Raw genomic sequence first — 23,251 nt, forward strand, 5'->3', positions numbered from 1 at the left:
GATGATTGGGCAACGAGAGAGCTAATTCTCCCGCCCCGCGCTCTCCAGCGCCGCGAGCAGATCGTCGATCTCCATGCGCTTGCGAAAATCCGGGTCGACGAAGCGAGCTTTGACGAGGCCGTCTCGACCGACAACGAAGACGGCCGGAATCGGCAGCATCCAGCCATCATTACCGTGGAATTTTGCCATGTCCTGATAGGACAAGAGCTGCTGGATCTCGGTGCCGAGCCAGATCGCCAGGTTAAGCGACAGCGCATAGCCATTGTCGAGATCGGTCAGCACCGGAAACGGTGCGCCAGAGTCGGCCTTGAACGTCTCGGTGTACTCCTGCGTCTCCGGCATGATCGCGACGATCTGCGCGCCCATCGCCTTGATCCGCCCCTCTGCCTGGATCACCGCGCGGACGTTCAGCCGGCAGTAAGGACACCAGTGCCCGCGAAAGAACATCACCGCGACCGGCCCGCACGCAAGCAGCGAGGGCAGCGCGATGAGCTGTCCCCGATCGTCGGGCAGCACAAAGGGCGGCATGGCCTCGCCCGGACGCGGCGCATTCTCGCCGCCGCCGTTCTGGCTCAGCCGCTCCACCAGGCGATCGACCGCATCGCCATAGGCAGGGAAGATCTCGCGGCCGGCGCTCGCATAGGCACGGAGCTGCTCGTTCAGCGTTCCCTCCATGTCGCGGCAGCGCTGGAAGGCTGATTTGAGACGTTCGGCATCGGCTGGGGTCAACGACGTCATCTTACCGCTCCGGCACCATGATGAGAGTGACATTATTTTGCGTTCGGGCCACCCTGCAAGGATAACCGTGAACGCCCGCCAGTTGGGTGCCCTGTCATCGAACGCCGGATCTCCCGGGAGCGGAAATGCCGATCCCCAATCGGTTCGATAGCTGTCGCCTATCGCAGCCCGATAGCGAGGAGCTATCGCATCGAGAGCCAGTTCGCATTTCACCTCTTTCGGTACGGCGTCCATCCTGCGCGCAGTTCAAGCTGCAACCGACAGGAGCCGGTCATGAATCGCCAAATCGCCTTGCGTCTCTCCCGTTTCGCCAGCTGGCTGGCGCTGTTGTTCCTCCTGCTGTCGGCGGCCACCCAGGTGGCCCGCGCCGACAGCGATGACGGCGTCGTTCGCGTGAAAAGCGCCGTGCCGATCCCGGAGGCGATCAGCCGCATCAAGGCCGACATCGCCGCCAAGGGCATCAAATTCTTCATCGAGGTCGACCAGTCAAAGCTTGCCGCAGACGCCGGCATCAAGCTGCGGCCTTCGACCCTCCTCATGTTCGGCAATCCGCCACTGGGCACGCAGTTCATCACCGCCAATCCCAATGCCGGGCTCGACTGGCCGGTGCGCCTGCTGCTGACGCAAGACGACAATGGCGAGGTCTGGGCGGTGTGGACCGATTTTGACTGGATCGCAAAGCGCCACAACATCACGAACCGCGAAGCGCAGTTCAAGATGGCAACGACGGTCGTCAAATCGATCACGTCCACCATCACCAGCAAATAACGGCTGCCCCGGTGGCGCGCGAGACATTCGACGTGGTGATCCTGGGCGGCGGCAATGCCGGCATCGGCGTGACCGGCGCGGTCCGACGTGCTGGCCAGTCCGTGGCGATGATCGAAGCGTCCGATCTCGGGGGCACCTGCCCCAACCGGGGTTGCACTTCGAAAAAGGTCCTGGTCGCCGCAGGGCAGGTCCTGCACGATATCGAGCGCGCCGCGGTCCACCACATCGCGGTCGGCAAGCTCCGGCTCGACTGGGCCGCGCTGATCGACCGCGAGAAGGACCTGATCAAGGACATTCCTGCTAGTCTCGCCCGCGCCATGGCGCGCCGTGAGGTCGAGGTGATCAAGGGTTTTGGCACCTTCGTCGCGCCCGATACCATCCGCGTCGGCGACCGTCTGCCGGAAGCCCGTCACATCGTGATCGCAAACGGATCAAAGCCGCGGCCATTGCCGATTCCCGGGGCCGAGCACATGATCACCACGGACGATATGCTACGCGACCGTGAGCTGCCTGCCTGCGTCATTTTCGTCGGCGGTGGCGTGATTTCGTTGGAATTCAGCCACGTCTATGCGCGGGCCGGTGCGGACGTAACCATTCTCGAGGTACTTCCGCAACTCCTGCCCGCCATGGACACCGATGCGGTCGCCCGCTTGCAGACCGAGAGCGAGCGCATCGGGATCAAGATCAGTACCAGTGTCAGCGTCCGACGCATCGAGCCCGCAGGCGAACAGTTTCGCGTGATCTTCACCCATGACGGCGTCGAACAGGTCGCGATGGCCGATCGTGTCGTCAACGGAGCCGGACGTGTGGCGAATATTGACAATCTCGATCTCGCCGCCGGTCGCGTCACGCATGCCAATGGACGTGTCGCGGTCGATCAGTACCTGCGCTCGACATCCAACCCCCGGGTTTATGTCTGCGGTGACGCTGTCCCGATCTCGCCGCAACTGTCGCCGATCGCGACCTATGAAGGCGACATCGTCGGACGCAACATCGTCGCTGGGGCGAAATACATGCCCGACTATGTGGGCATGGCGACGTCGGTCTACACCGTACCGGCGCTGGCCGCCGTCGGCCTGACTGAGATCGCGGCACGGCGAACCGGCGCCACCATCGACGTTCATGACAACGACATGCGCGACTGGTTCTCAGCCCGCTCCTATGCCGAGACCGTGGCCTGGTCGAAGGTGATCGTGGACCGCGTCTCCGACTGTATCCTCGGTGCGCATTTCGTCGGACACGGCGGCCAGGAGCTGATCAACATCTTCGGGCTTGCTATCAAATTCGAATTACGGCCGGCGAGATCCGAGACAACGTCTACGCCTATCCGACGTTTTCGGCCGACATCAAGCACATGCTCGGACGCGCATAGCGACACGCTATCGTCTCAAGAGCGAGAGGGCATTTCATCACGCACGCCATTTCGACGATGCTGAGGCCATAGCCGGTGACCGGAGGTCGCGGCCAACAGAGGAGACACATAGATGACCACGAATACCAAACTCTTGCGCGCGATCGGGCCTGCCCTCGCTCTGGCCGGCGCCGTCACTCTCATCGCGCAACCCGCGTCCGCCGGCGAATGCCCGGCCGACAAGATGAAGCCGAATGCACGTCAGATGGTCGACTACAAGCCGGTCGGAGTCACCGATGTCACGCTCGGCTCAATCAACCTCGAGAAACAGCCTGCCAATATCAAGGACCGCGAGCTGCGCTTCCGCAAATTGACCATCGAACCCGGCGGCATCGTGCCTTGGCACAGCCATGACGATCGCCCGGCGCTGATCTACGTGCAGCAGGGCGAGATCGTCGAATATGCCTCCAACTGCATCGACCCGATCGTGCACAAGGCGGGCGATCTCCGGCCCGAGGTGTTTGGCACCTCGCACTGGTGGAAGAACCTCGGCGAGGAGGCCGTCATTCTCTATGTCGGCGACGTCCGCAAGGACCCGCACGACCACAATATGTAACGAGCGCCTCCGGCCCCCCAGCCGCACTCGTTACCGGATGTGATGACCCGGAATCCCCGTGCCAGCCCCGCGCCGGGCGTCACATCCTCCCTTCTATGCAGGAGACGTCACGTCATGACCGACCTGACCACACATATAAGACCGGCAGCAATTGAGATGCATGGACATTCTCCAGGCGTCCTGCTCCGTTCATTCGTCATCGGCTTGACCGCCTTCCTGACCGTGGTCGATCTGTTCGCCACTCAAGCGATCCTGCCGTCGCTGACCCGCCACTACGGCGTCACCCCAGCGGCAATGGGCTTTGCAGTGAATGCCAGCACCTTCGGCATGGCGACGGCGAGCCTCGTCGTCGGCTTTTTCAGTCCACGGATCGACCGGCGGTTGGGCATCCTGCTCAGCCTCACCTTGCTCGCGATCCCCACAAGCCTGCTCGCGGTCGCCCCCAACCTTACCGTCTTCACGGTTCTGCGCATCGCTCAGGGCTTATGCATGGCTTCGGCCTTTGCGCTAACGCTCGCCTACCTCGGAGAGCAATGCAGCGCGATAGACGTCGGAGGCGCTTTTGCCGCCTACATCACGGGCAATGTCGCGAGCAATCTGGTCGGCCGGCTGATTTCGGCGGCACTTGCCGATCATCTCGGGCTGTCCTGGAACTTCTATTTCTTTGCCGCGCTCAATCTGACTGGTGCGGTCCTGGTCTATTTCACGATAAGGCGCGTCCAGCCGATGCGGGCAACGATGATCACGGAATCCCCGCTTACTGCGATCATAGCGCATTGGCGGAATCCGCAGCTACGTGCGGCGTATTCTCTCGGCTTCTGCATCCTGTTTGCGTTCATAGGCACGTTCACTTTCGTGAACTTTGTACTGGTGCGGCCGCCACTGTCGCTCGGCATGATGGAGATCGGCTTTGTTTACTTCGTGTTCGCGCCATCGATCGTCACGACTTTGCTGGCCGGCACCGTCGCAACACGCGTCGGTACCCGGCCAACGATCTGGAGTGCGCTGGGTTTTGCCGCGCTCGGTCTTCCCTTGATGCTTAGCTCACATCTGCCCGAAGTGCTAACAGGTATGGTCCTCGTCGGAGTAGGCACCTTCTTTGCGCAAGCCGCTGCAACCGCCTTTGTCGGGCACGCCGCGAGGGAGAACCGGGGCGTTGCCAGCGGCACCTATCTGGCATGCTACTTTTTCGGCGGCCTTGTCGGCACTGAAGTTCTTGGCCAGCTATTTGATCATTTTGGATGGACCGCGTGCGTCATTGGCGTCGCAGTTTCGCTTGTGTCGGCGGCGCTGCTGACTTCGTCACTAAGAAGCTAACGATTATTTCGCCGAGTCCGCTTTGGCCGAGGCTGGCCATCCGCGATTTCGCATTTTGCTCCGGGATCGCACTTCCTGATCGGCGAGAAAATAGTCAGCACTCAGTGCCGCAATAGTTTTCAGCGAATCCCTCGAATGCTCGATGACGCTCTCCGTTTCCGACGTCTGATGTCGGCGCATCCGCCGTCGGCCGCCCCTTCGCACCGTCAAGGGAAAGTAGGTAAGACCGTTTGAAAAATCAGCTGCTCAAACGGTATTTCTCGCTAAATCATTGATATGGTGGGCGAACCAGGGCTCGAACCTGGGACCCGCTGATTAAGAGTCGGCTGTCCTGAACAGCGGGTGTTTACGTGACAGCCCAACGCCTAAAGCAACTGCTTGCTATCTCGTACCGAGATCACGCACGAGCGTGCAGCCAGTATGGCTTGGAAACTTTAGCACCATGTGCTGACGGTTTCGCAGTAATCGCTAGACCGTCCGGCCGATCCTCACCGCTCTTGTCCTTGAGTTCTAATACGCTCACTATTTGGGTCTCGACGGATATCGTCTTTGTCATTTCCGGATCGGCTGCGAGTTTGCATCGATTCCATAACGTTCGCTCGCGCAAAAAGATGTCCGTGCTCGAGGTGCTGGGAGATTCGCTCCCGTGCCACTCCAGCAAGCTTTTGTCGTGCACGCTCATTGTCCGGGAATGCGCGTTCTAAAGCTCTCTCAATGATCGCCATTTGCGATTGAGCTGTCACAAGGGCGGGATCACGCGCGGCCGTCTGCCGGTCGGCTGAGCGAAACGTCTCCGCTGTCACCCGCCAGCGGTTACGCAGCACCTGCCGTCGCTCGACATGCGCCTGCCCGTTGGCGGCGTCAATCACCTTGATTGTCTTTGTGACCTGTTCGACGCCGTCCCTCCGCACCTGAACGCGATCGCCGGGCTTCGCGTCGCTGTCGGCGGTCGCCTTTTCGAGACCGACGCCCCACACCTGATGCCGACGGCCGCTGTCGAGCTCGATCGCCACGTAGGCGGTTTTCTCGGCATCGTTTTGATTGCGATACGGTGCCTGGCCAACCTCGATCAAGCGTCCCGAGACACCTTTGTCGTAGTCAAGTCTCTCTGCGCGCCCATCTTTGTCAGAAACCGGACTAGGCCCTGTCTCCAGACTTCGCGGTTGCGTTCGTTTCCAGACGTCTTGCCGGTCGGCGAGCGTCTGCCTGTCGAGTTCGGTCGGCTGATAGCCCCGCACCTGCATGCCGCGTGCGCTGGCCTCGAGCCACGCCTCACGACGGAATTCCACGGAGCCACGGACCTCGAGAGACGTCCATTGCCGATGTTGCGCCACGCTGACCATGTCGCGGATCACCTCGGCCGCCGCGTGGCGCGTGACCAGGCGGTCGTCGGCGACCTTGAACGCGAGATACTCGCCCTTATCGTCGGCATAAAGCCGGGCACCGCCGTTTGCCCCTTCTTTGCCGGGCTCGTTGACCGCAACGTAATATTTGCGGCGGATGCGATCGGGTAGCGCATTGTCACCCATCGCCGCGGAGGATGCATTTTCGGCCGATGCTGACTTCGCTGCGGATTCCTTGGCTGTGATATCCGTGCCAGGATCGTGCCCTGTCCGCTCTCGCCGTTTGAAGCTGAAGTCCTGGCTGTTCTCACGCGTGTTGTTCATGTTGCCGTCCATTATGCTTCCGGCTTGCCCGTCGCGCCGGCGGGATGGCCTGAGCGTCGATGTAATTCAGGGTCCAGGCTTTCATGTCGTCCTCGGACAACCCTTCAAGGTCGACGTCCACGTCTCCGAAATCGAAACTAGCGTTGGCGGGAATTGTGGACGGGTCAGCCACCTCCTCATCCGTCATCGGCCGGGCCCGGAACACCGCCCGCAACTCGGCGACCTCAGAGCGAAGCACCTTGATCTCTGCATCGAGGAGCGCGTTTGAACGTCCTTTGGGCAATTCCGGGGCTGGCACCGGCAGCAATCGCTTCAGGAACGCCTTGTCTTCGTAGTATACGATCTTGTCGGCGATAACGGGCGGAATGCCGGTACCCAGAACGAACGCTTTGGATTTGGGAAGAAGCTTCAGCTCCTGCGGCAGCATGAGGGCCCGACGATGCTCGGAGACCGTCTCGCTGGTCGAACGCATCGCCAGCCCTTTCGGTCCGCTGCGACTGCGCGCTTTCACGGTGTCGTACCCGATGCGTTCCGAAAGTTCATTGGCGACGTCCTGTTCCTTTGGGGCGAACACCACCTCGACAGCATGGTTGGTCATGAAGTTGCGGGCCGCGTCGGTCCCGTAAATCGCGCGTAACTGCGCCGGGCTCTGGACCACGGTAAGCAGGCGGATGCCGTATCCGGCGATGAACGCGACGGATTTCGCGAGCACATTGACATTGCCCAAGGCGGGAAACTCATCAAGCAGCAGCAAAAGCTTGCGATTGAGTTTTGGGTTCTGTTCCGGCAGTTCGCGGGTGTTGAGATCGACGACTTGCTGGAAAAACAGATTGAGAAGTGGCGCCATGCGGTCGAGATTGTCAGGCGTGACCCCGAGATAGATCGACATCGGCCGTTGCCGCAGTTGCCGCAAATCGAAATCATTGGCCGAAGTTGCGGCATCGATCCTGGGGTTGAGCCACAAACCCAGGCGCGCCGTCACGGTCTTGCGCACCGAGTTCATGGTGTTCTCGGAAGCGGCAAGGAAATCATTCAGTGCCGTGATGCAATGCCGGGAAGGAGGTGACGGACCTGACTTTCGCGCCGCGATGAGTTTATCGAAATGCGCCTTTAGGTCGGGGGCAGCGGACAGCTGGTGCAGGATCTCGCCGATCGTCAGGGGAAGGCCTGGAGTTTCCGCGACATAGCCTCCAACAGCGACAAAGGCCGAGCGGGCGGCCTCGAACCAGAACGGGTCGCCGCGGCTCTCCGCCGGAAACAGCATGACGGCAATGCGTTGCAGATCATCATAAAGATCCGCAGGATCGCTGCGCACGTAACCGAGCGGATTGTAGCGCGCGGTGCGTCCGTTCGCCTCAAGCGGGTCGAACAGATGGACCTCCTGAGCATGGGCCGCCCGAAACCCTGCAGAGCGATCCCAGTTCTCTTTCTTGACGTCGAGAACAACCGCCGAATCTGGCCAGTTCAGCAAATTGGGAATGACATAGCCGACGCCCTTGCCTGCCCGGGTCGGGGCATAGACGAGGACGTGTTCGGAACCGCCGAAACACAGTAGCGCACCGTCCTTGCGGCCGAGCAGGATGCCTTCAGTGGAACGCAAGCCCGCGGCCTTGATCTCCCGCTCTGAGGCAAAGCGCGCGCTGCCGTGAAGAGGCAGAGGACGGTGACGGAGCACAGCACCCAGCATTCCGAACACCACAACGACACCGGCAAGCGTCGCCAGCGTCAGCCACCGGTCGAAACGTGGGTCGGCGCCGTAACGCGGCCAGCCTGTGACGATCTCCGACCAGTGCAAGCCACCGTCGTGAAGCCGCAGCCCGAGCAGCAGAACATTCGAGGCGACCAGCAGAAACAGCGCGCAGGCCGCGAGAGCCAGCGCGATGCCCCGCGCCGCCTTAGCTGATGCGGTCGCGCTTGCGAACGGGGTCATAGTAAATCTCCGAGATGCGGTAGCGGCCGTCCCGCTTCTGCATCTGGATGACGACGTCCACGAGAAGCAGCAGCAGCGAGCGAATGTCGTCGCGATGAAGGTCGCGGCCTTCCGCGCTTTCCTTGACCAACAACGTCAGCTGCTCGAAGGCGAGCCGCGCGCTGTCGGCATGAACCGTTGTGATCGATCCTGGATGGCCTGAGTTGACATTTCTCAGATAGAAGAACGCCGTCCCGTCGCGTAGCTCCTGCAGCAGGATTCGATCCGGCCGCATCCGCAGGCAGGACTCCAGAAGTTCGCGCGGTCCAATTTTGGCAACGCCCTGCCCGTCCTTGGCGTAGAGTAGCCGCACGCAATTCTGATGCGGGATGACAAGCTCGGCGGTGTCCTCAATGGTGATGAGCCGCTCTTGTGCGGGGATCGCCGTGATCAACGCCTTGGATAGCGTCGTCTTTCCCGAACCGGTCGCCCCGGAAATGATGACGTTGCGGCGAGTTGAGACGGCAAGCTGGAGGAAGTCGCGCCAGGCGCCGGCATCTTTCAGCGCCAAAAGCCGATGCTCGTCGGCCGTGAGATCGTCATTGGCGACACGGACCTCATCGAACAGTTTTGTCCGCTCAAAGGCGTCCAGTGTCAGCGTCAAAGCCGACGGCTTGCGGATTGTGAGACTGACCGTGCCGGCTGGCACAGCCGGCGGGACGACGATTTGGCAGCGCTCCTCGCCGATCAGGGTGGTCGACACCACTGGATGCTCCGGACCGATGTCCTGACGGGTATGGCCGGCGGCCGCGGTCGCGAGATTTGAAAGATAGGCGTGTGTCAGAGTTGGCGCTTCGTGCCGGGTCCAGCCGCCAGGACCTTCCACGAAAATCTCGCCGGGGCGGTTGACGACGATTTCCGTCAGGGAGTTGTCTGCCAGAAATGGAGCCAGCGGCTCCAGATAGCGCGCCAGCACGAGCCAGCTGCCATCGCGTTCGACGGAGTGTACCGCGCTCACTTTGTCACCACGGCCGGGGCGGCGAGGCCCCCGGGGATGGTGCGGTCCAATATCTGCGTGCGGGTCTCGACCCGCCGCAGTTGATAGACCGAGGAGAAATCGACGTCGCGGGCGACAAAGATATTGACCAATTCGCCCTGATTCTTGTTGAGCGTCGGCGGAATGTTGATCGACTGCTCGACAGCGATACCGGCGGCGGTGTTGGTGGCGCCGGTGGTGTTGTTAATTTGGATGGAGCTGTCCTGTAGCTGCTGACGTCCGATCGAGGAGGCATCGCTAACGATCGACAGCAACAGCGCCGAGCCGAACCGTTCGAAGAAGTGGGTGTCGATGTCGCCGTCAAAACCGGCGCGGCCCAGAGCATCGGTGGCCGGCGAGGCCAGTGCCGCAATGACGCCGGTCGGTGTCTTGGCGCGGGTCCACAGCACGAACAGGCGTTTTGAGCCGCGTCGCACGTTGCCGCGATATTCACCGACCACTTGCGTGCCCTTTTCCATCAACACCACGTTGCCGGAATCCGACATCACGTCGCGTACGACGACGCAGGAGACGAAACCCGCCACGTCCGAGGACATCGCCGTCTCCAGCACGCACGGGATCGAGGTGCCCTGGGTGATGAGCAGATTGCGGTTGGGAAGCCGCGCTGCGCGCACGCCCTCAATCGGCGTGGGCTTCAGCTTGTCGGCAAGGTCGTTGCGCGGCTCGCCCCGGCCAAATCCATAGGAATCGGTGACGACACTTCCGGTCACGCTGTCGTGGGCAGCACGCCCCGCAGAGATCGGCCGATTATAGGCCAGCACCGGTGCGCGCCGGGCACTTTCCAGAAGCTGGTCGGAAGCGAGCGCGGGGGCGGCTGGCGTGGCTGCGACCGGCGCGGCTCCAACTGAGGCCGTCGTGATCGGTGCGGGAGGTAGCTCCGGGATGGGCTCGAACGCCGCCGCCTGGCGGATCACCAGCTTGCGGGCGGAATCGCTGACGGGCTTATCACCTTTCCAGGTGCCCCAAATGATCAGAGCGGCAAATGCGGTGAGTGCCAGCGCGCCGAAGCCGCGTTTGAGCATTGCCGCTCGACCATTGTCCCCTCCTCCCACGGGCGTAATGCCACGGTCGCCGGCGATCGTCTCATCGTGATGTTCGGTCATGTCGCCGCTCGCCTATCGTGGCCTTGGGGTTGCTGGTGATTTCTTCGCCCGCCGCTCGATCGAGGGGCTTGTGGTATTGGTGCCCGGGTTGACCCCCACAGCGTCGAACGCTTCGTTGAAGATGCAGAGCACGTTGTCGCCTTTGCGCAGCCGAAATTCCCGGGCCGTGGCATGAACGACCACGAGCTCGCCGCGGACATCCTTGGGCACCAGGCTTTCCGAGCCGTCCGAATTGATCAGGTAGATCGCGGGGATTTCGCGGTTCCCTGCAAAGCGGAACGTGGTCTCCTTGCCGTCGTCGAACACGGCTTCGGGTTCGAGGTCGACCGAGCCCTGTGCCGAAAAACGCCAGTTGCGGGCGCCATAGGCATGATGCAGGTCGAAAGTCTGGTCGATCAGCGCGCCTTCCCGCTCGGCGCCGCGGGCGGTCGCCTCCGCACGCCGGCGTTCGATCTCATCGCCGGGATAAGCGAAGCGGACGACGAAGTAACTGTCCGCGAGCGTCGTTTCGGCGATCGACAACTCGAATTGATACGAGCGCTTGCGTCCGTCAGGACGCGTGGTGACGACCTGCAAATTGGTTGGTGGATGTTTCTCGCGGGGTTTAAGGAACAGGATTGAGCCCGCCGGTGCGACCTCCCATGCAATCGCGTCGCCGATCGCGACATGCGCGACCTCCTCATCGTCGGCAAACAACACCTGGGTCGATGCGCGAATCACGCCGTTGACCTTGACGACGTTGGCTGGGTCGTAGGTCACGGTTCTCACGCGGGCATCATGTTGACCTGGTGACGGCTGTTGCAAGGCCATTGCCGGCCCCGCGAATCCCAGGGCGAAAATCATCAAGAGAGCGAAGGATTTCATGGCACGACCTCCGGATCGGCGCGATATTCCGAGACCAGAAATCCGAGGGGATTGGTGAGACGGTCGGCGGAGGACATTGGCGCATTGGCGTAGGCAAACGTCAGGGTCGAAACCCAATGGGTGACGCGGGTTTCCTCGCCCTTGCGGCTCTCTTTCATAAAACGGACCGAGGCGACATTGTCTGCCAGGAGCGAGATCGCCTTGATCCGCACCGTGGCGACCCCGAAACGGCCCTGAACGACTTGTGGGCTTTCGGGATTGGAGCCGCGATACCAGGCCGCGAACCGGGCCTGTTCGCCCTGACCCGAAAGTAGCGAAATGGTGCGGAAGTTGGTTTCGGCCTCCGGATAGCTGTAACCTTCGCGCGCGCGGACGTAGCGGCCGAGGAAATATTTGGTGACGGCTTCATCATAGCGCGCCGGAGTCGAATTGAGCGCGGAGACGGTATCTACAATCCCGGTCGCGTTATCGACCCGGATCACGAACGGCTCGACCGTCTTTAGCGGCGCAAGTGCTACGACCGCGCCAACCGAGGCGACCGCCAACGCGCAGGCGCCCGCGGCAATCACCCACGCCGTTCGCCGCGAGCGATGCGCCGACAGCAACAGATCCTGTTCCCATCGCCGCGCATTGTCGAAATAGGTTTGCAGCTCGTCGTGTCCGACCATCTCACGCCTCCTTGCCGCAAGCGCGGTAAGAGGCTGCAATCTCGGCGCGCTGGTCCGACGCGGCGAGTTGGCTAGAGGGCGCCGCCGGGCTGGCTTCGCCTTTGCGGATGACTGGTCCTGGCGCGGATGGCGCAGGTGATGGCTCGGGGGCCGCCAACGGCGTGTTGGTTTCCCAATCCCACAACGACCGATTGAGCGGCCGCCGAGCTTGGCCATCGCATGACGGCGGTCCCTTTGACCAGATCGCGCATCCGCCAAGCTGAAATCCGATGACGCAGATGATGAATAGTCGACGCCACATCGTTCTGATGCCCCTGTCTGTCTTTCTCGTCTGTTGCCGACGATGATTGCTTACGCGGCTGTGGCCCCCGACGATCGGGTGCGCCGCATACTGCCGCCCTGCCGACTTGCTCTTACGGCGGCGAGACCGCGGCTGGCCGACCAACGGGCGCCGGCATAAGCGCCGCTGGCTGCGGCCGAAGCGTTGGCGATCATTGGGCTCGTGACCAGCCGGCTTGCGAGCGACGCACCACCCCCGGCGAGGCCGCCTGCGATGACCGGCAGTTGAAGCGAGATGTAACCGGACAGGCCGAGCACCGCGCTGATGGCGACAGCGGCCACCACCATCTCGCCGGCTGTGCCGGCGTTTGCCGCAAACCTGTCGATGAAGCCGGTGACGGTCGTTAACATCAACCCGACCAGAGCGACCACCAGCACCAGCAGGATCACGAAATTCGCGACCTGCCGAAGCCAGGCTTCAGTAAACGGCCGCGTGGCCTCAAATAAGCCAAGCGCAATGAAGACCGGGCCGAGCGCGATGACGACGCTCAGACCAATCTTGGCATAGAGAAGGATGGCAAACTGCAAGAAGGACCCAACCGCAACAAAGACCAGGAGAATGGCCGCAATTAGTGCGGGCGCGATGTTAGTCAGACCGGCTTGTTCGTAAATCCGGTTGGCGACGTCAATTCCTTTGGACAGAAGCTGATCGAATGGAGCTCCGGAGTTGGTATTCAGTCCAGAGCCCGCCAAGGCGTTGCCGATCTCCTTCGGCAAGGAATCAAGGAACAGACCGGTGACGTATTGCTGGAACGCACTCGAGTTGGTCGCGAGCAGCACCACGACCACGATCCGCATCGCCCGCCAGGCAAACTCCATGATTGGCTCCGAGATTGCGCCCCGCATTACGGCGAAACCGTACAGGATGACATAGAGCATCACGGCCGTGCGGAGGGGGCCATCAATGTAGGAGGCAAGATTAGACACTGAGGTCGATACAAATGCCGTGATCGGCTGCTCGAACTCTTTCAGGAAACTGTCAAAGACGTTTACGGCCATCGCGGCGATCCTTACTTCAGAGCGTCTTTCATCTCTTGGATGGTGATCTTGTTGCTTGCTTCGTTGGCGTTGATGCAGTTCGGCGTCTTTCCCAATTCTCCGGGATTGTCGCGGCACGCCTTGATGGCCACCGCCAAACCGTCCCGATGATCAAGAAACCAGCCGACGGTTTTCGTCTGCTCACTCCTGTCGGCCTCGTTACAACCCGTTAGGGTGGCTGCGACGGTGATCGCCAGAATGGATGCCTTCATCGTCATTGCAGCGCCGCCTTCATTTCATCAACCAATTGGCGCTGCTTCTCGCGCTCGCGTTGTCCGTCCATGTCCGTTCGGGCCTGCTGGATCATTGCGAGACCCTGCATCCGGAGCACATCGTTCTGCAGCAACGCCTGTTCAGCCTGAAGCCGCGCCGACAGATCGAGCGTCTCCTTGACGTCGGTCGCCGAGCTGATGCGCGTTCTCAATTCTTCGAGTGCATCGATACGCTGCGACGCCGTGTCATAGACCGCCTGGCCCATCGAGTGCTTGGCGCCAGTCTGCCGCGCGATGCGATCGAGCTCGCTCTGGTAATACGAATTGCCGCTGTTGCCGGCATAGGCGCGGTTCTGCGAAAGATAATGGTTCATCGCGTCGGCGAAGTTGCCGCCACCCTGCCCCGCAACGAGACGTTCGATGTCGGAGAACTGTTGGGGTAGAACTTTCCGGAACTGCGGCGTGTTCAAGAGTGCGCCAATGTCGTTGGCGTTGGTCCGCTTGTTGAAACTGTCATAGAGCTGCTTGGCCTGGTTCAATTGATCCTGCGCCACCCTTAGCTGCGACGTCAGGGTGTCGACCTGCTTCTTCAGTTCCGTCAGCTGCTCGAATTGCCGCGCATAGACGCTAGGATCGAACACAATCTCCGCTCCCGCGGGTGATGCCATCAGGAAGATCAGGACTGAGACGGACGTAAGTGTCATCGGCGTATGCTGAACCGTCATCGGATTGTCCTTCGTCCCGCGTGAAACACCGGCAGCCATTGGGCCGGATCGTCGCCGACCTCCGCCCGAACGCGGTCGAGCAGTTCGACCGTTTCCGTCCGTCCCGACAGCACGGCGAGCGCATCGTCGAAACCGCCGAGATCAAGTTCCGCCACCACCGAGTTGTGGCCTTGCTTGACCAGGAACCGCCGACTTTCGGGCGCCAGCTCCTCCTTGATCAGGCGGAATTCCGTGTCGGTCAGATGGAAACCGTCGACATAGTCCGAGCGAGTCCCCCGCGCATTCGGCAGGAAAAGTTGCGTCGGGCATTGCTCGACAATAGTGTGTGCGATTGGGGAAGCCAGCGCATCGCGCGGCGACTGCGTGCCGAACACCATGACGCCGTTCTGCTTGCGGATGGTTTTCAGCTTGTTGTTGGCGAGATCCCGAAAGGCCTCGTCGCCGAGCGCCTTCCAGAACTCGTCGATGTCGATGATCAAGCGCCGGCCGTCGATCAGGCGCTCCACGCGATGAAAGAGGTACATCATGAGCGGCGTGCGAACGGCGGGATGATCGAGCAGATCGGTCATGTCGAAGCCGATAAACCGGGCATCGAGGCCGATCGCGTCGTGCTCGCCATCCAGCACCCAGCCGTAGGGAGCGCCCCGGCACCATCGCTCCAATCGGGCGCCGATTCCTTCGCGATCCTGTTGGCCCAGAAAAGCCCGCAGCGCACCGAACGAGCGCTCCGCCTGCCGCAGGTGACCAAGCGCTCTCAACCCGGAATCGATCCGCTCCTCCTCGGATACGGTCAGCGCGCGGTCTTCTGGCGTAACGAGCTTCCGGATAAGAGTGCCCAGGAAGGAAAGATTGGCTGGCGTCAGCTCTAGCGCCTTGAGCGGCGCGCAGCCGGTCGCAATGCCGTTGTGGAGCGTCAGATAGGTGCCTCCGGCGGCACGGACGAAAATCTCAGCGCCGCGGTCCTTGTCGAAGAAGACGTAGGTGGCGCCGAGCCGCTCGGCTTGAGACAGCAGGAAGTTCTGCACGACGGTCTTGCCGGACCCCGAGGGCCCGCAGATGAAGGTGTTGCCGAGGTCGCTGTGATGGAACGAGAAGTAGAACGGCGAGCCGGACGCGGTCTTGAGCATCGCAACCGCCGGTCCCCAATGGTTGCCGGCAGGCTTTCCGGTGGGATAGGTGTGGAACGGAGAAAGTGCCGCGAAATTGCGCGAGGTGATCGCACCAGTTCGCGCCCGATACTTGAACAGTCCCGGAAGCTGGGCCCAATAAGCCGCTTCAAGACCGAGATCCTCGCGCGCAACCACTGCACCCGCGTCAGCCAGTGCGCGCCGCGCCAAGCTCATGTGATCCTGCAGCTGCGAAGGCGTCTCGGCGTAGATCAGCAGCGACAGGTGGTGATCTCCAAGCACGAATCTGTTGGATTCGAGATCGTCGAGCGCGTCAGAGAGCTCATCGACCTGCGAGGCCGCCGGATCCTGAGCCGAGACCAGCTGGTTCTGCTTGCGCGTCAGGACAGTCTTGGCGTCGGCTTTCGACAAAAATGCCAAGGATTGGGTGAGGATAACCTCGAAAGGCGCGGAAAGCAGTGCGTTCAACAGGCCAGGCCTGGTGGACGCCGGATACTCCTTAAGCCCAAACATGCCAGCGAAGCGCGACCCGCCCGCGCTGCGGACTTCGATGGCTTCACGGCCGAAGATGACCCGGTTTGAATAAAGTGCGGGGCCAATCGGTCCTTGCGGCAATGGCATCGGCATCCACTCGCCGGAGGCGACGGCATGGAGCAACTCCATTGGCTCTGAGAAGACGATGCCGTCGCGCTCAATCAATCCGAGGGCATGGGCGCCGTAGCGCTCCAATGCCGCGACCATATCGCGGGCGGCATCGTTGAGCCTCTTGATGGCGTCGCTGTCGACCTCGAGGGAAGCCGCAGCACTCCGACCAAGCCATTTGAAGAACGCGGCCGCAGCGTCGGCGGGGGCGCGACCGGGATGCCAAACCAACGTCAGATAGAGATCGTTGCGAAACAGCGCGGCCTTGCGGAGCCGGTCGCGATATTGCGCATCGAGCGAGGCGGCAAATGTCGATCGGAACGCACCGTCCGGGTAGTCCGACGTTCGGCGTCGGACCAGATGGGTCCAGAGTGCCAGCCGCGGATCTGCCACATTGCGCAGGGTGAGGTTCAGCTTGGCGTGCAGGTCGTTCAGATCCGCAGTCTCGGAGGTCTCGAACGAGGTGCCGTCGAGCCAGATCACCGTCAGCAGGGCCCGCGTCGTGAGACTGATCACCGTATTGGTGACGTGCCGGCCGAACGGCAGGTAGACATCGGGCCCGATCTCCCGGGTTTTGAGCGCTGCGTTACGCATAACCAAGGTCCCGTGTTCGATATCGCCGGACGAGCTTGAGCGGCGTGCAGGACGATCCGCCCCAGAATGACGCGTTGCGCGTGCGTCCGCGGGTTTCGATCCAGGCGAGCAGGATTCGGAACATGTTGGGGTCGTGCCGGCAGATGACGCGGCAAAGACCATGGATCGGGATCGCGACCAGACCGTAGATGATGCTTCCGGCCACCAGGAACAGGATGCAGGAAAACATCATGTTGAGCGCCATGGCTTCCATGGTGACGCCGGCAATCATGGCCGGACGCGTGCAGGCGAGGAACAAGGTGTCCTCCGTGAGACGCACGGCCTCATTCATCAACGCCCCCCGGTCAAGGTCGAGACCACCTCGGAGGCGCCAAACGTGATGGCGACACCGAGCACGACATAGGCGGCCTTGCGCAGATCGAGATAGCCGAACATCCAGGCGATGCCGACGATGATGACCGCCAGCGTCGCCAGCAGGCGCGCGACGTTGCCGGTTAGCATGTTGACGATGTTCTGCAGCACACCCTCGATGTTCGCGGTCTGCGCGAGCGCAGGCTCGACCAAGGCGATGCTGAGAACGGCCCCCATGCAAAGAAGGGCAGCGGAGTGTTTAAGAGGAGAAGTCATGACACGGCTCCGATTGGCGGCGCAGCCGGACCATCCCGGACCGCGGTGTTGAGTTGAGGCAAAAAGAGGTCCTCATCGTTCATAGACGAAGGCTGACGTGCCGAGGCCCGAGCGGTAAACATCCCAGTTCGGACGTTGCCTGGTAGGTGTGGCTGGCGTGTTGATCGTTGGGATGTCGCCGGTGGAAATGTCGGCACTGCGAGTGACTGTCGGTCGGGTACGGGCTTCGGGCGGTGTGGCGGGAGCCTTAATCGCGAAGCTCGCGAAAACGTTGGCAATGGCCTGTTCGTGGCCCGAGGCGTTCGCATTTGCTGCTTGCAAGCGGGTTTCGAACAATCTGCCGAGGCCCGCGATGTGCTTGCAGGCGTTGAAAGTCGTGGTGGTCGTCAGCCCCGCCTCTTTCATGTCCTCAGCATCGAGCTGAGCGAGACCGGTCCGGACCGGCTGGCCAGTGGCGATGGCCTCGGCCGCGAGCTGGATCGCTTCGTCACGGTCACTTGCCTGAATCGGAACTGGTTTGCGCGCCTGAACTGTGATGAGCAGCGGCTCGAACGAACTCGCCTGCCGCACAATCGTCGTCAGCGGCCGCACCAAGTCCGGCGTCGGGGCGCACTGTTCGACCAGAGCTACGAAGGCAGTTGGATCCATTGCTGAAAGCCTCTTTATATTTTGGGGAGCTGGAGACGCGACGCTATGCCGCGAGCGCCGTGTTTGACGGAACATCAATTGCCGGCTTCGAAACCTTGCCGGCCGCCCGGATCTCCCCGAGGGCCTCATCGGAGACTGGCAACAGCCCAGCGACGGCCGTGGTGGCTCCGATTTGACGGGGTGTGCCGAGGCGATCCAGATGCCATCCGGCCCGGCGCAGGATTCGCTCCATGCGCACGTCAGTGACGGTTGCGATGGCCTGCAGGCCGCGCTGCTGGCCCCATTCGATCATGGCCGCAAAAAGCAGGAACGTCGCTTCCCGCAAGCCGTTCTCGGCTGTCGCAGCGACGGTTTTGGTGTCAACGCAAAAGCGCGAGCTCTCCCAGATTCTGGCTGCTCTGGGCGCCGCGTGGCCATCCAGCAACACCGGGAACGTGTCGGCCAGCATGTTGCGCCCAGTGGTGGGCAGCAGGCGAACACAACCGACAACCGCGCGCTGCTCGATCACCAAAAGATAAGTCGGCTTGAGTGCGTCGTACTGGTCGATCTCCAATCCGCCTGCGACAGAGACGTCCCAGTCGAGCCGCTCCTTGAACACGCGCCCTCGCAGACGATGCATTCCCATTGTCAGGTCGGAGTCCTGCAGGAGTGCCGTACGTGTGCGCACAATGACCTTCATTCTAAACCTCCCGCTTACGAATCACAGCTTCGAGATCAAGAAAGCAGGCGCGGTCACAGCGTTGCGCTGTCAGTTCTGACAGGGCGTTTTGGAATCGTTCTTGCCGCAAAGCTGCCGCAAGGCGGCAATACATGCCCCACACGTAGCGCGCGAATGTTGCGCGATTGTCGCTTTTGGGGACCAGAATAGTTCTAAAGGGGTGTGATGAAAGAAGTCAAAAGAGCATGCGATGAGTTTGTCGATTGTCTTCACTCTGCCCATACGGAAGATGATTTTAGACGCGTCGCGGAACGAACCGCGCATGCATTGGGCTTTCGCTGGTTCGCCTACTTTGGCCACCGCGCGAATGGTCCCCAACTGATCTCATCGTATCCGAAGAGTTGGACCAGCCACTATTTTCGGGAAGGATACGACAACATCGATCCCGTTCTTCAGGACCCGCGAAACACAAGCCGGATGTTCCTGTGGGATGGACGTGAGGCGCGAAGCGCAAAGTCGGCGAAAGAACGCCGTCTGTTTGACGACGCGCTCAGCTTCAAGATCAGGACCGGTCTGACCGTTCGCATTCCCGCAAGCCAAAATCAGTTTGCAGCGTTCACGCTGGCGGTGGACGATCGCAGCCTTGGACTCGACCGTTTCATCGAGACTTCGCGGGACATGTTGGAAAGGATGGGCCTCACCTATCATGCGCATGTGAACGCCGCCAGAATCGGACGCACGCCCGCCGATGGTCAGCAGGGAAGCCCGCTGACTCAGCGCGAGCGGCAGTGTCTCGCGTGGATCTCTGATGGCAAGACGATGCAGGACATTGCCGACCTTCTAGGGGTTTCGTCGCGTGGGGTGAAGTATCATCTGGACAATGCCAGGCGAAATCTTGCTGCACTGACCCTTCCACACGCTGTGGCTCTCGCGTTTCGGCAAGGATTGCTCCCATAGTCGGGCGACCGCCGTCCAGTGCGGCCAACTTGCCATGCACTCGTGGTTTGGCCAGGATGAGCTTGCCAGGAGAGTGCAAGCGGTCGCGTCGAACGAAGTCAACGCTACATCATTTGCGGCATTCAGCCAGAAATGGATGGTTGCTCGCAATTCGTCATAGCCATGTCTTTGCGGAACCTTCGGCTGGGCAATTGGCCGTCGCCCTGCGGCCGGGCTGTTGGCCCGCTGAAGCCCCGCAAGCGGGTCTCCCCAGCCTGGCGCGGAAACCGCTGCCGCAGTGATGAAAGTTGCCGTGTGGTGCATCGCGAGATGACCGATTGCCTTTCGCTGCCTATCCGAGCGAGGGGGCATAGCCACACATGGCGCCCGATCGAGAAGCCAACCTCGCTCGCTCGGCTGAAGTATTTCTCTCCGAAGGCAAAGGTCACACGTTCGAATCGTGTCGGGTGCGCCAGCCTTCCTTTGTTTTACAACGCGATATGCAGACCCAGCCTCGGACTTCAGTTCTGGTTCATTCGCGCGAGTAAGCAGTTGGGAGTAACACGCGCCTAATTTAGCGCTCGCAATGCAGGTCGGTCCAGTTCACCGAGAGGAAGTTGTTCGGGCTAGGTCAGGATAGCGGGAGCTAGCGAGACATCCACAACGACCGCTTCGCGCCGATACTGTTGAAAAACGAAACCCGAACGACATCGAAACCGCGCGAATGTCCACTCTTGGCCGTCTCTAACGCTAAAGCGCTCTTCAGCGCTGGTACGAAGGCTGGTGGCCGTCTTGGTGTGAAACGATGTGGGCCCAGGTCCCTGGATGCGAAATGCATCGGCGGCCCTGAGAAATTTCGTTTGTCGCCAAATAGACTTTTTCAACAATATCCGCCAGAAGCGCTCCTTCGCGGACTCACCTTATTAGCTTCCGGCGGCTGCGTTGGTCGACATTGACCGGGCCCTCAGGAGAAGCGCGAAAAGCATAAAATGTACACACAGAAGAAGGGGCACATATACGGTCGGAATGTAAAACGTGGCGCCCAGTGCCGAGGGGTGAAAGTCTTCATCAAAGAGGCCTTGGTAGAATGCAAATAGAAGATCGCCCGCTCCCCACAGGTTGAAGAGCCAGAGCGCGGCGTATCCGGCCGGTCTCCGCAGGAGCATTAGGGCCACCCAAGCGAGTACAACTGCAAACAAGTCGCCGAAAGCACCGGGCGCCGCGAAGGCTCTGGGCAATGAGCCCGCGACACCAGGAACAAGGAAAGACGCCCCAACGAAGCGAAATACATTGAGATAAAGCAGCGGCGTGGCCGCGTCGGGCAATGAGCGGGATCGGACAAATGGCCAAATGTAGCGGGAGCAAACCGCTCCCCAAGCTACAAAGCTGAACGCGACGCTGATTCCGAAAATCATAAGGTCGGTCATGAGATTCATCCAATGAATGACTTCAATGTGACTAGAAAGCAACCCTGGTCCGCATCGCAAACGCGTTGAACTTCTAACCTGCATCTCCAAAGTTCGTCGCACTTAGGGGCCATACATCGACCGCCAACTTAAGCGCGACGTGATAAGGCTCATTCGTGATGAACGGCCTGGTAGAATTAGAGGCGCGAGCGTGATGGCCGCGATTCGCCTTGGCCCCGCAACCACGCTCCTTAGCGAAGCCGGACCCCTGTCTACGATGCCGTGCTTATTCAGCCGCGCTCGAAGGCGCGACCGGTGCGAACGCATGTGCGTTCTTCTGCACGAATTCCCGAACGCTCATCGGACGTATGCCGGTCAGCCTTTCGACATCATTGCTGAACCGATCGTACCGGTTGTCCTGATGTAGTTCCGCCATGGTCGCCACGTGCGCAACGACATGAAGCGGCATTCCGAAGGTGGCGAGTTGCCCCTTCATGACCTCAAGTGGAACGTTGACGTACGAGATCGTGCGACCAAGCGCGACCGAGAACTCGCGTGCAACCGCGTCCATGTCCTGCGAAACCGGGCCGGTCAGATGGTAGGCCTGGCCGATATGCTCGGCGGGCTCACTCAAGATCTCGGCGATCACCCGAGCGACATCGGCTGCAGCGATGGCTGAGTTCTTGCCCCTACCAAAGGGCGCCATGATTTTGTCCTGCATGGAGACGGTTTTCGCGGTTTGAAGCAGTAGCCCTTCCATGAAGGCCGTTGGTCGTACTTCCACCACTGGCAGCCCGGACCAGGATAATATCTGCTCCGCCAACCAATGCTGCTTTTGCTGTGGGCTAGGGGTCGTATTGAAAATGTCCATCTCGTTGACGGTCATCTGGGAGAGATTGACGAACGCCTTTACGCCGCGGTGCTTCGCGACGACGGCGACGTTGACAGCCGCTTCGAGATAGGTCGGCGCGACCGACATTGCGAAGCAGAGACGTTCGCACCCTTCGATCGCCCGATGTACCGCCATAAGATCAAGCAGATCGCCAACCACGACTTCTGCACCGAGCGCGCGCAACCTTGTGGCCCGCTCGTCGTCGACACGAACCTGCGCTCGTACCCGGAACCCACGGGCGAGAAGCAGCTCCGTCACGCAGCGGCCCACCGAGCCGATCCGTCCAGCCGCCCCGGTCACCAGAATCGGAAGTTCGTGTTGTGCCTTGCTCATCTTTCGCCTCACTCAGAATGAATATGCTTTGCCGCGCGACGTATCCGCTTTTGCCGCCGGTCGATCGGCAGGAGGATTTCGTCCCCGTCATCCTTTGAGGAAGGCCAGCAGGTCTGCGTTCACTTGATCGGCGTGGGTGACGCACATGCCATGTGGAGCACCGGCATATTCCTTCAGGCTCGCGTTTGGCAGGATCTTCACCGAACGCCGGGACGCGATGTCGATAGGAACGATCTGATCGTCATTACCCTGCAGCAGCAGGGTTGGGATCGTCATCTTCTTGAGATCATCCGTAAAATCGGTCTCGGAGAAGGCCTTGATGCAGTCATGCTCGCCTTGGAGGCTCCCCATCATGCCCTGAAGCCAGAAAGAGTCTATCTGGCCTTGCGAAACCTTTGCATTGGGACGGTTATAGCCAAAGAACGGCATTGCCAGTTCTTTGAAGAACCCCGCCCGATCGGCAAGCAGGCTCGCGCGCAGACCGTCGAAGACGCTCATCGGCGCGCTGTTAGGGTTGGTGGGCGTCTGCGCCATATGGGGAGGTACCGCGGAAATCAGGACTGCTTTCGATACACGCGATGTGCCATGGCGGCCGATATAGCGCGCCACCTCGCCTCCACCGGTCGAATGGCCGATCATCGTCGCACCCTTGACGTCGAGCGTCTCGAGTAGTGTGGCGAGATCGTCGGCATAGGTATCCATGTAGTTGCCGGTCCAGGTCTGATCCGATCGACCATGGCTGCGTCGATCATGAGCAATAACGCGGTAGCCGTGGTTCGCCAGGAACAGCATCTGGGCGTCCCAGGCGTCTGCGGTGAGCGGCCAGCCATGGGAGAAGGTTACGACCGGACCGGCACCCCAGTCCTTGAAGTAGATCTTCGCGCCGTCTTTCATTGTCGCGGTCGTCATGAGCTTTGATCCTTTGTGAGCAGGTTGGTGGGCTGGCGGCCTGGCGACCTTCGTCGCGTCCGCGAGCGCCGCTTTCGGGAGGCCGAGCGCGGCGACGAGACCGCCGC

At 61.1% G+C, this 23,251-nt stretch carries 23 protein-coding genes; 5 read left to right on the top strand and 18 right to left on the bottom strand.

The genetic code is table 11. The annotated features are described in order from the left end of the window. Window positions 1-21: 21 nt before the first annotated feature. The gene (locus IVB46_RS11940) at window positions 22-738 is read right to left on the bottom strand and encodes a peroxiredoxin-like family protein (protein ID WP_247314921.1); all 717 of its coding nucleotides are present in this window, start codon (window positions 736-738) and stop codon (window positions 22-24) included. Window positions 739-1,011: 273 nt separating this feature from the next. Between IVB46_RS11940 and IVB46_RS11945 the strand changes: the two genes are divergently transcribed. The 4 genes from IVB46_RS11945 to IVB46_RS11960 all read left to right on the top strand — a co-directional run bounded on the left by IVB46_RS11945 (window position 1,012) and on the right by IVB46_RS11960 (window position 4,790). Continuing rightward, complete coding sequence (locus IVB46_RS11945; RefSeq protein ID WP_247314919.1) at window positions 1,012-1,506, top strand: DUF302 domain-containing protein; 495 nt, start codon at window positions 1,012-1,014, stop codon at window positions 1,504-1,506. Between the two features lie 11 nt (window positions 1,507-1,517). After that, window positions 1,518-2,942, top strand: coding sequence for an NAD(P)/FAD-dependent oxidoreductase (locus tag IVB46_RS11950; protein ID WP_247342829.1), 1,425 nt, complete (start codon window positions 1,518-1,520; stop codon window positions 2,940-2,942). Between the two features lie 48 nt (window positions 2,943-2,990). Then, window positions 2,991-3,473: a cupin domain-containing protein gene (locus IVB46_RS11955; RefSeq protein WP_247314917.1), complete on the top strand. Its 483-nt coding sequence runs from the start codon at window positions 2,991-2,993 to the stop codon at window positions 3,471-3,473. Between the two features lie 114 nt (window positions 3,474-3,587). Next, window positions 3,588-4,790 (top strand): MFS transporter, encoded by a 1,203-nt coding sequence (locus tag IVB46_RS11960; RefSeq protein ID WP_247342832.1) that lies wholly within the window; start codon window positions 3,588-3,590, stop codon window positions 4,788-4,790. 488 nt (window positions 4,791-5,278) lie between these two features. Here IVB46_RS11960 and IVB46_RS11965 read toward each other — a convergent pair whose 3' ends face one another. The 14 genes from IVB46_RS11965 to IVB46_RS12030 form a co-directional block, all read right to left on the bottom strand. Next, window positions 5,279-6,469 carry an LPD7 domain-containing protein gene (locus IVB46_RS11965; RefSeq protein WP_247314915.1) on the bottom strand — a complete coding sequence of 397 codons (1,191 nt, stop codon included), beginning with the start codon at window positions 6,467-6,469 and terminating at the stop codon, window positions 5,279-5,281. Continuing rightward, complete coding sequence (locus IVB46_RS11970; RefSeq protein ID WP_247314914.1) at window positions 6,441-8,387, bottom strand: type IV secretory system conjugative DNA transfer family protein; 1,947 nt, start codon at window positions 8,385-8,387, stop codon at window positions 6,441-6,443. Before IVB46_RS11970 ends, IVB46_RS11965 begins: the two co-directional genes overlap by 29 nt. Then, entirely contained in the window at window positions 8,353-9,384 is a 1,032-nt protein-coding gene (gene virB11 / locus IVB46_RS11975; protein WP_247314913.1) for a P-type DNA transfer ATPase VirB11, read from the bottom strand. Before virB11 ends, IVB46_RS11970 begins: the two co-directional genes overlap by 35 nt. Then, window positions 9,381-10,526 (bottom strand): type IV secretion system protein VirB10, encoded by a 1,146-nt coding sequence (gene virB10, locus IVB46_RS11980; protein ID WP_247314911.1) that lies wholly within the window; start codon window positions 10,524-10,526, stop codon window positions 9,381-9,383. Before virB10 ends, virB11 begins: the two co-directional genes overlap by 4 nt. Window positions 10,527-10,538: 12 nt before the next feature. Then, on the bottom strand, window positions 10,539-11,390 hold the full coding sequence (virB9, locus tag IVB46_RS11985; protein ID WP_247314909.1) for a P-type conjugative transfer protein VirB9: 852 nt from the start codon (window positions 11,388-11,390) through the stop codon (window positions 10,539-10,541). Further along, window positions 11,387-12,058 carry a virB8 family protein gene (locus tag IVB46_RS11990; protein ID WP_247314945.1) on the bottom strand — a complete coding sequence of 224 codons (672 nt, stop codon included), beginning with the start codon at window positions 12,056-12,058 and terminating at the stop codon, window positions 11,387-11,389. The genes virB9 and IVB46_RS11990 overlap by 4 nt, the downstream gene beginning before the upstream one ends. Window positions 12,059-12,409: 351 nt before the next feature. Beyond that, window positions 12,410-13,396 (bottom strand): type IV secretion system protein, encoded by a 987-nt coding sequence (locus tag IVB46_RS11995; RefSeq protein WP_247314907.1) that lies wholly within the window; start codon window positions 13,394-13,396, stop codon window positions 12,410-12,412. An 11-nt stretch (window positions 13,397-13,407) separates the two neighbouring features. After that, window positions 13,408-13,653 carry an EexN family lipoprotein gene (locus tag IVB46_RS12000; protein ID WP_247314904.1) on the bottom strand — a complete coding sequence of 82 codons (246 nt, stop codon included), beginning with the start codon at window positions 13,651-13,653 and terminating at the stop codon, window positions 13,408-13,410. Beyond that, window positions 13,650-14,372: a type IV secretion system protein gene (locus IVB46_RS12005; protein ID WP_247314902.1), complete on the bottom strand. Its 723-nt coding sequence runs from the start codon at window positions 14,370-14,372 to the stop codon at window positions 13,650-13,652. Before IVB46_RS12005 ends, IVB46_RS12000 begins: the two co-directional genes overlap by 4 nt. Then, window positions 14,369-16,735 (bottom strand): VirB4 family type IV secretion/conjugal transfer ATPase, encoded by a 2,367-nt coding sequence (locus tag IVB46_RS12010; RefSeq protein ID WP_247314901.1) that lies wholly within the window; start codon window positions 16,733-16,735, stop codon window positions 14,369-14,371. The genes IVB46_RS12005 and IVB46_RS12010 overlap by 4 nt, the downstream gene beginning before the upstream one ends. Continuing rightward, window positions 16,728-17,066, bottom strand: coding sequence for a type IV secretion system protein VirB3 (locus tag IVB46_RS12015; RefSeq protein WP_247314900.1), 339 nt, complete (start codon window positions 17,064-17,066; stop codon window positions 16,728-16,730). The genes IVB46_RS12010 and IVB46_RS12015 overlap by 8 nt, the downstream gene beginning before the upstream one ends. Beyond that, window positions 17,066-17,362 carry a TrbC/VirB2 family protein gene (locus IVB46_RS12020; protein WP_025038371.1) on the bottom strand — a complete coding sequence of 99 codons (297 nt, stop codon included), beginning with the start codon at window positions 17,360-17,362 and terminating at the stop codon, window positions 17,066-17,068. The genes IVB46_RS12015 and IVB46_RS12020 overlap by 1 nt, the downstream gene beginning before the upstream one ends. A 72-nt stretch (window positions 17,363-17,434) precedes the next feature. Further along, complete coding sequence (locus IVB46_RS12025; RefSeq protein ID WP_247314899.1) at window positions 17,435-18,010, bottom strand: type IV secretion protein; 576 nt, start codon at window positions 18,008-18,010, stop codon at window positions 17,435-17,437. Window positions 18,011-18,053: 43 nt separating this feature from the next. Continuing rightward, complete coding sequence (locus IVB46_RS12030; RefSeq protein WP_247314898.1) at window positions 18,054-18,689, bottom strand: acyl-homoserine-lactone synthase; 636 nt, start codon at window positions 18,687-18,689, stop codon at window positions 18,054-18,056. 204 nt (window positions 18,690-18,893) lie between these two features. On the opposite strand from IVB46_RS12030, the gene IVB46_RS12035 reads away from it, so the two are divergent. Continuing rightward, window positions 18,894-19,625 carry an autoinducer binding domain-containing protein gene (locus tag IVB46_RS12035; RefSeq protein WP_247314897.1) on the top strand — a complete coding sequence of 244 codons (732 nt, stop codon included), beginning with the start codon at window positions 18,894-18,896 and terminating at the stop codon, window positions 19,623-19,625. A 902-nt stretch (window positions 19,626-20,527) separates the two neighbouring features. Here IVB46_RS12035 and IVB46_RS12040 read toward each other — a convergent pair. From IVB46_RS12040 to IVB46_RS12050, 3 genes are all read right to left on the bottom strand, one after another. Further along, window positions 20,528-21,031 carry a hypothetical protein gene (locus IVB46_RS12040; RefSeq protein ID WP_247314896.1) on the bottom strand — a complete coding sequence of 168 codons (504 nt, stop codon included), beginning with the start codon at window positions 21,029-21,031 and terminating at the stop codon, window positions 20,528-20,530. 265 nt (window positions 21,032-21,296) lie between these two features. Beyond that, window positions 21,297-22,235, bottom strand: coding sequence for an NAD(P)H-binding protein (locus tag IVB46_RS12045; protein ID WP_247314895.1), 939 nt, complete (start codon window positions 22,233-22,235; stop codon window positions 21,297-21,299). A gap of 87 nt (window positions 22,236-22,322) precedes the next feature. After that, entirely contained in the window at window positions 22,323-23,144 is an 822-nt protein-coding gene (locus IVB46_RS12050; RefSeq protein ID WP_247314893.1) for an alpha/beta hydrolase, read from the bottom strand. Window positions 23,145-23,251: the final 107 nt, after the last annotated feature.

It is taken from the genome of Bradyrhizobium sp. 61, assembly GCF_023073075.1.
Taxonomy (GTDB): Bacteria; Pseudomonadota; Alphaproteobacteria; order Rhizobiales; family Xanthobacteraceae; genus Bradyrhizobium; species Bradyrhizobium barranii.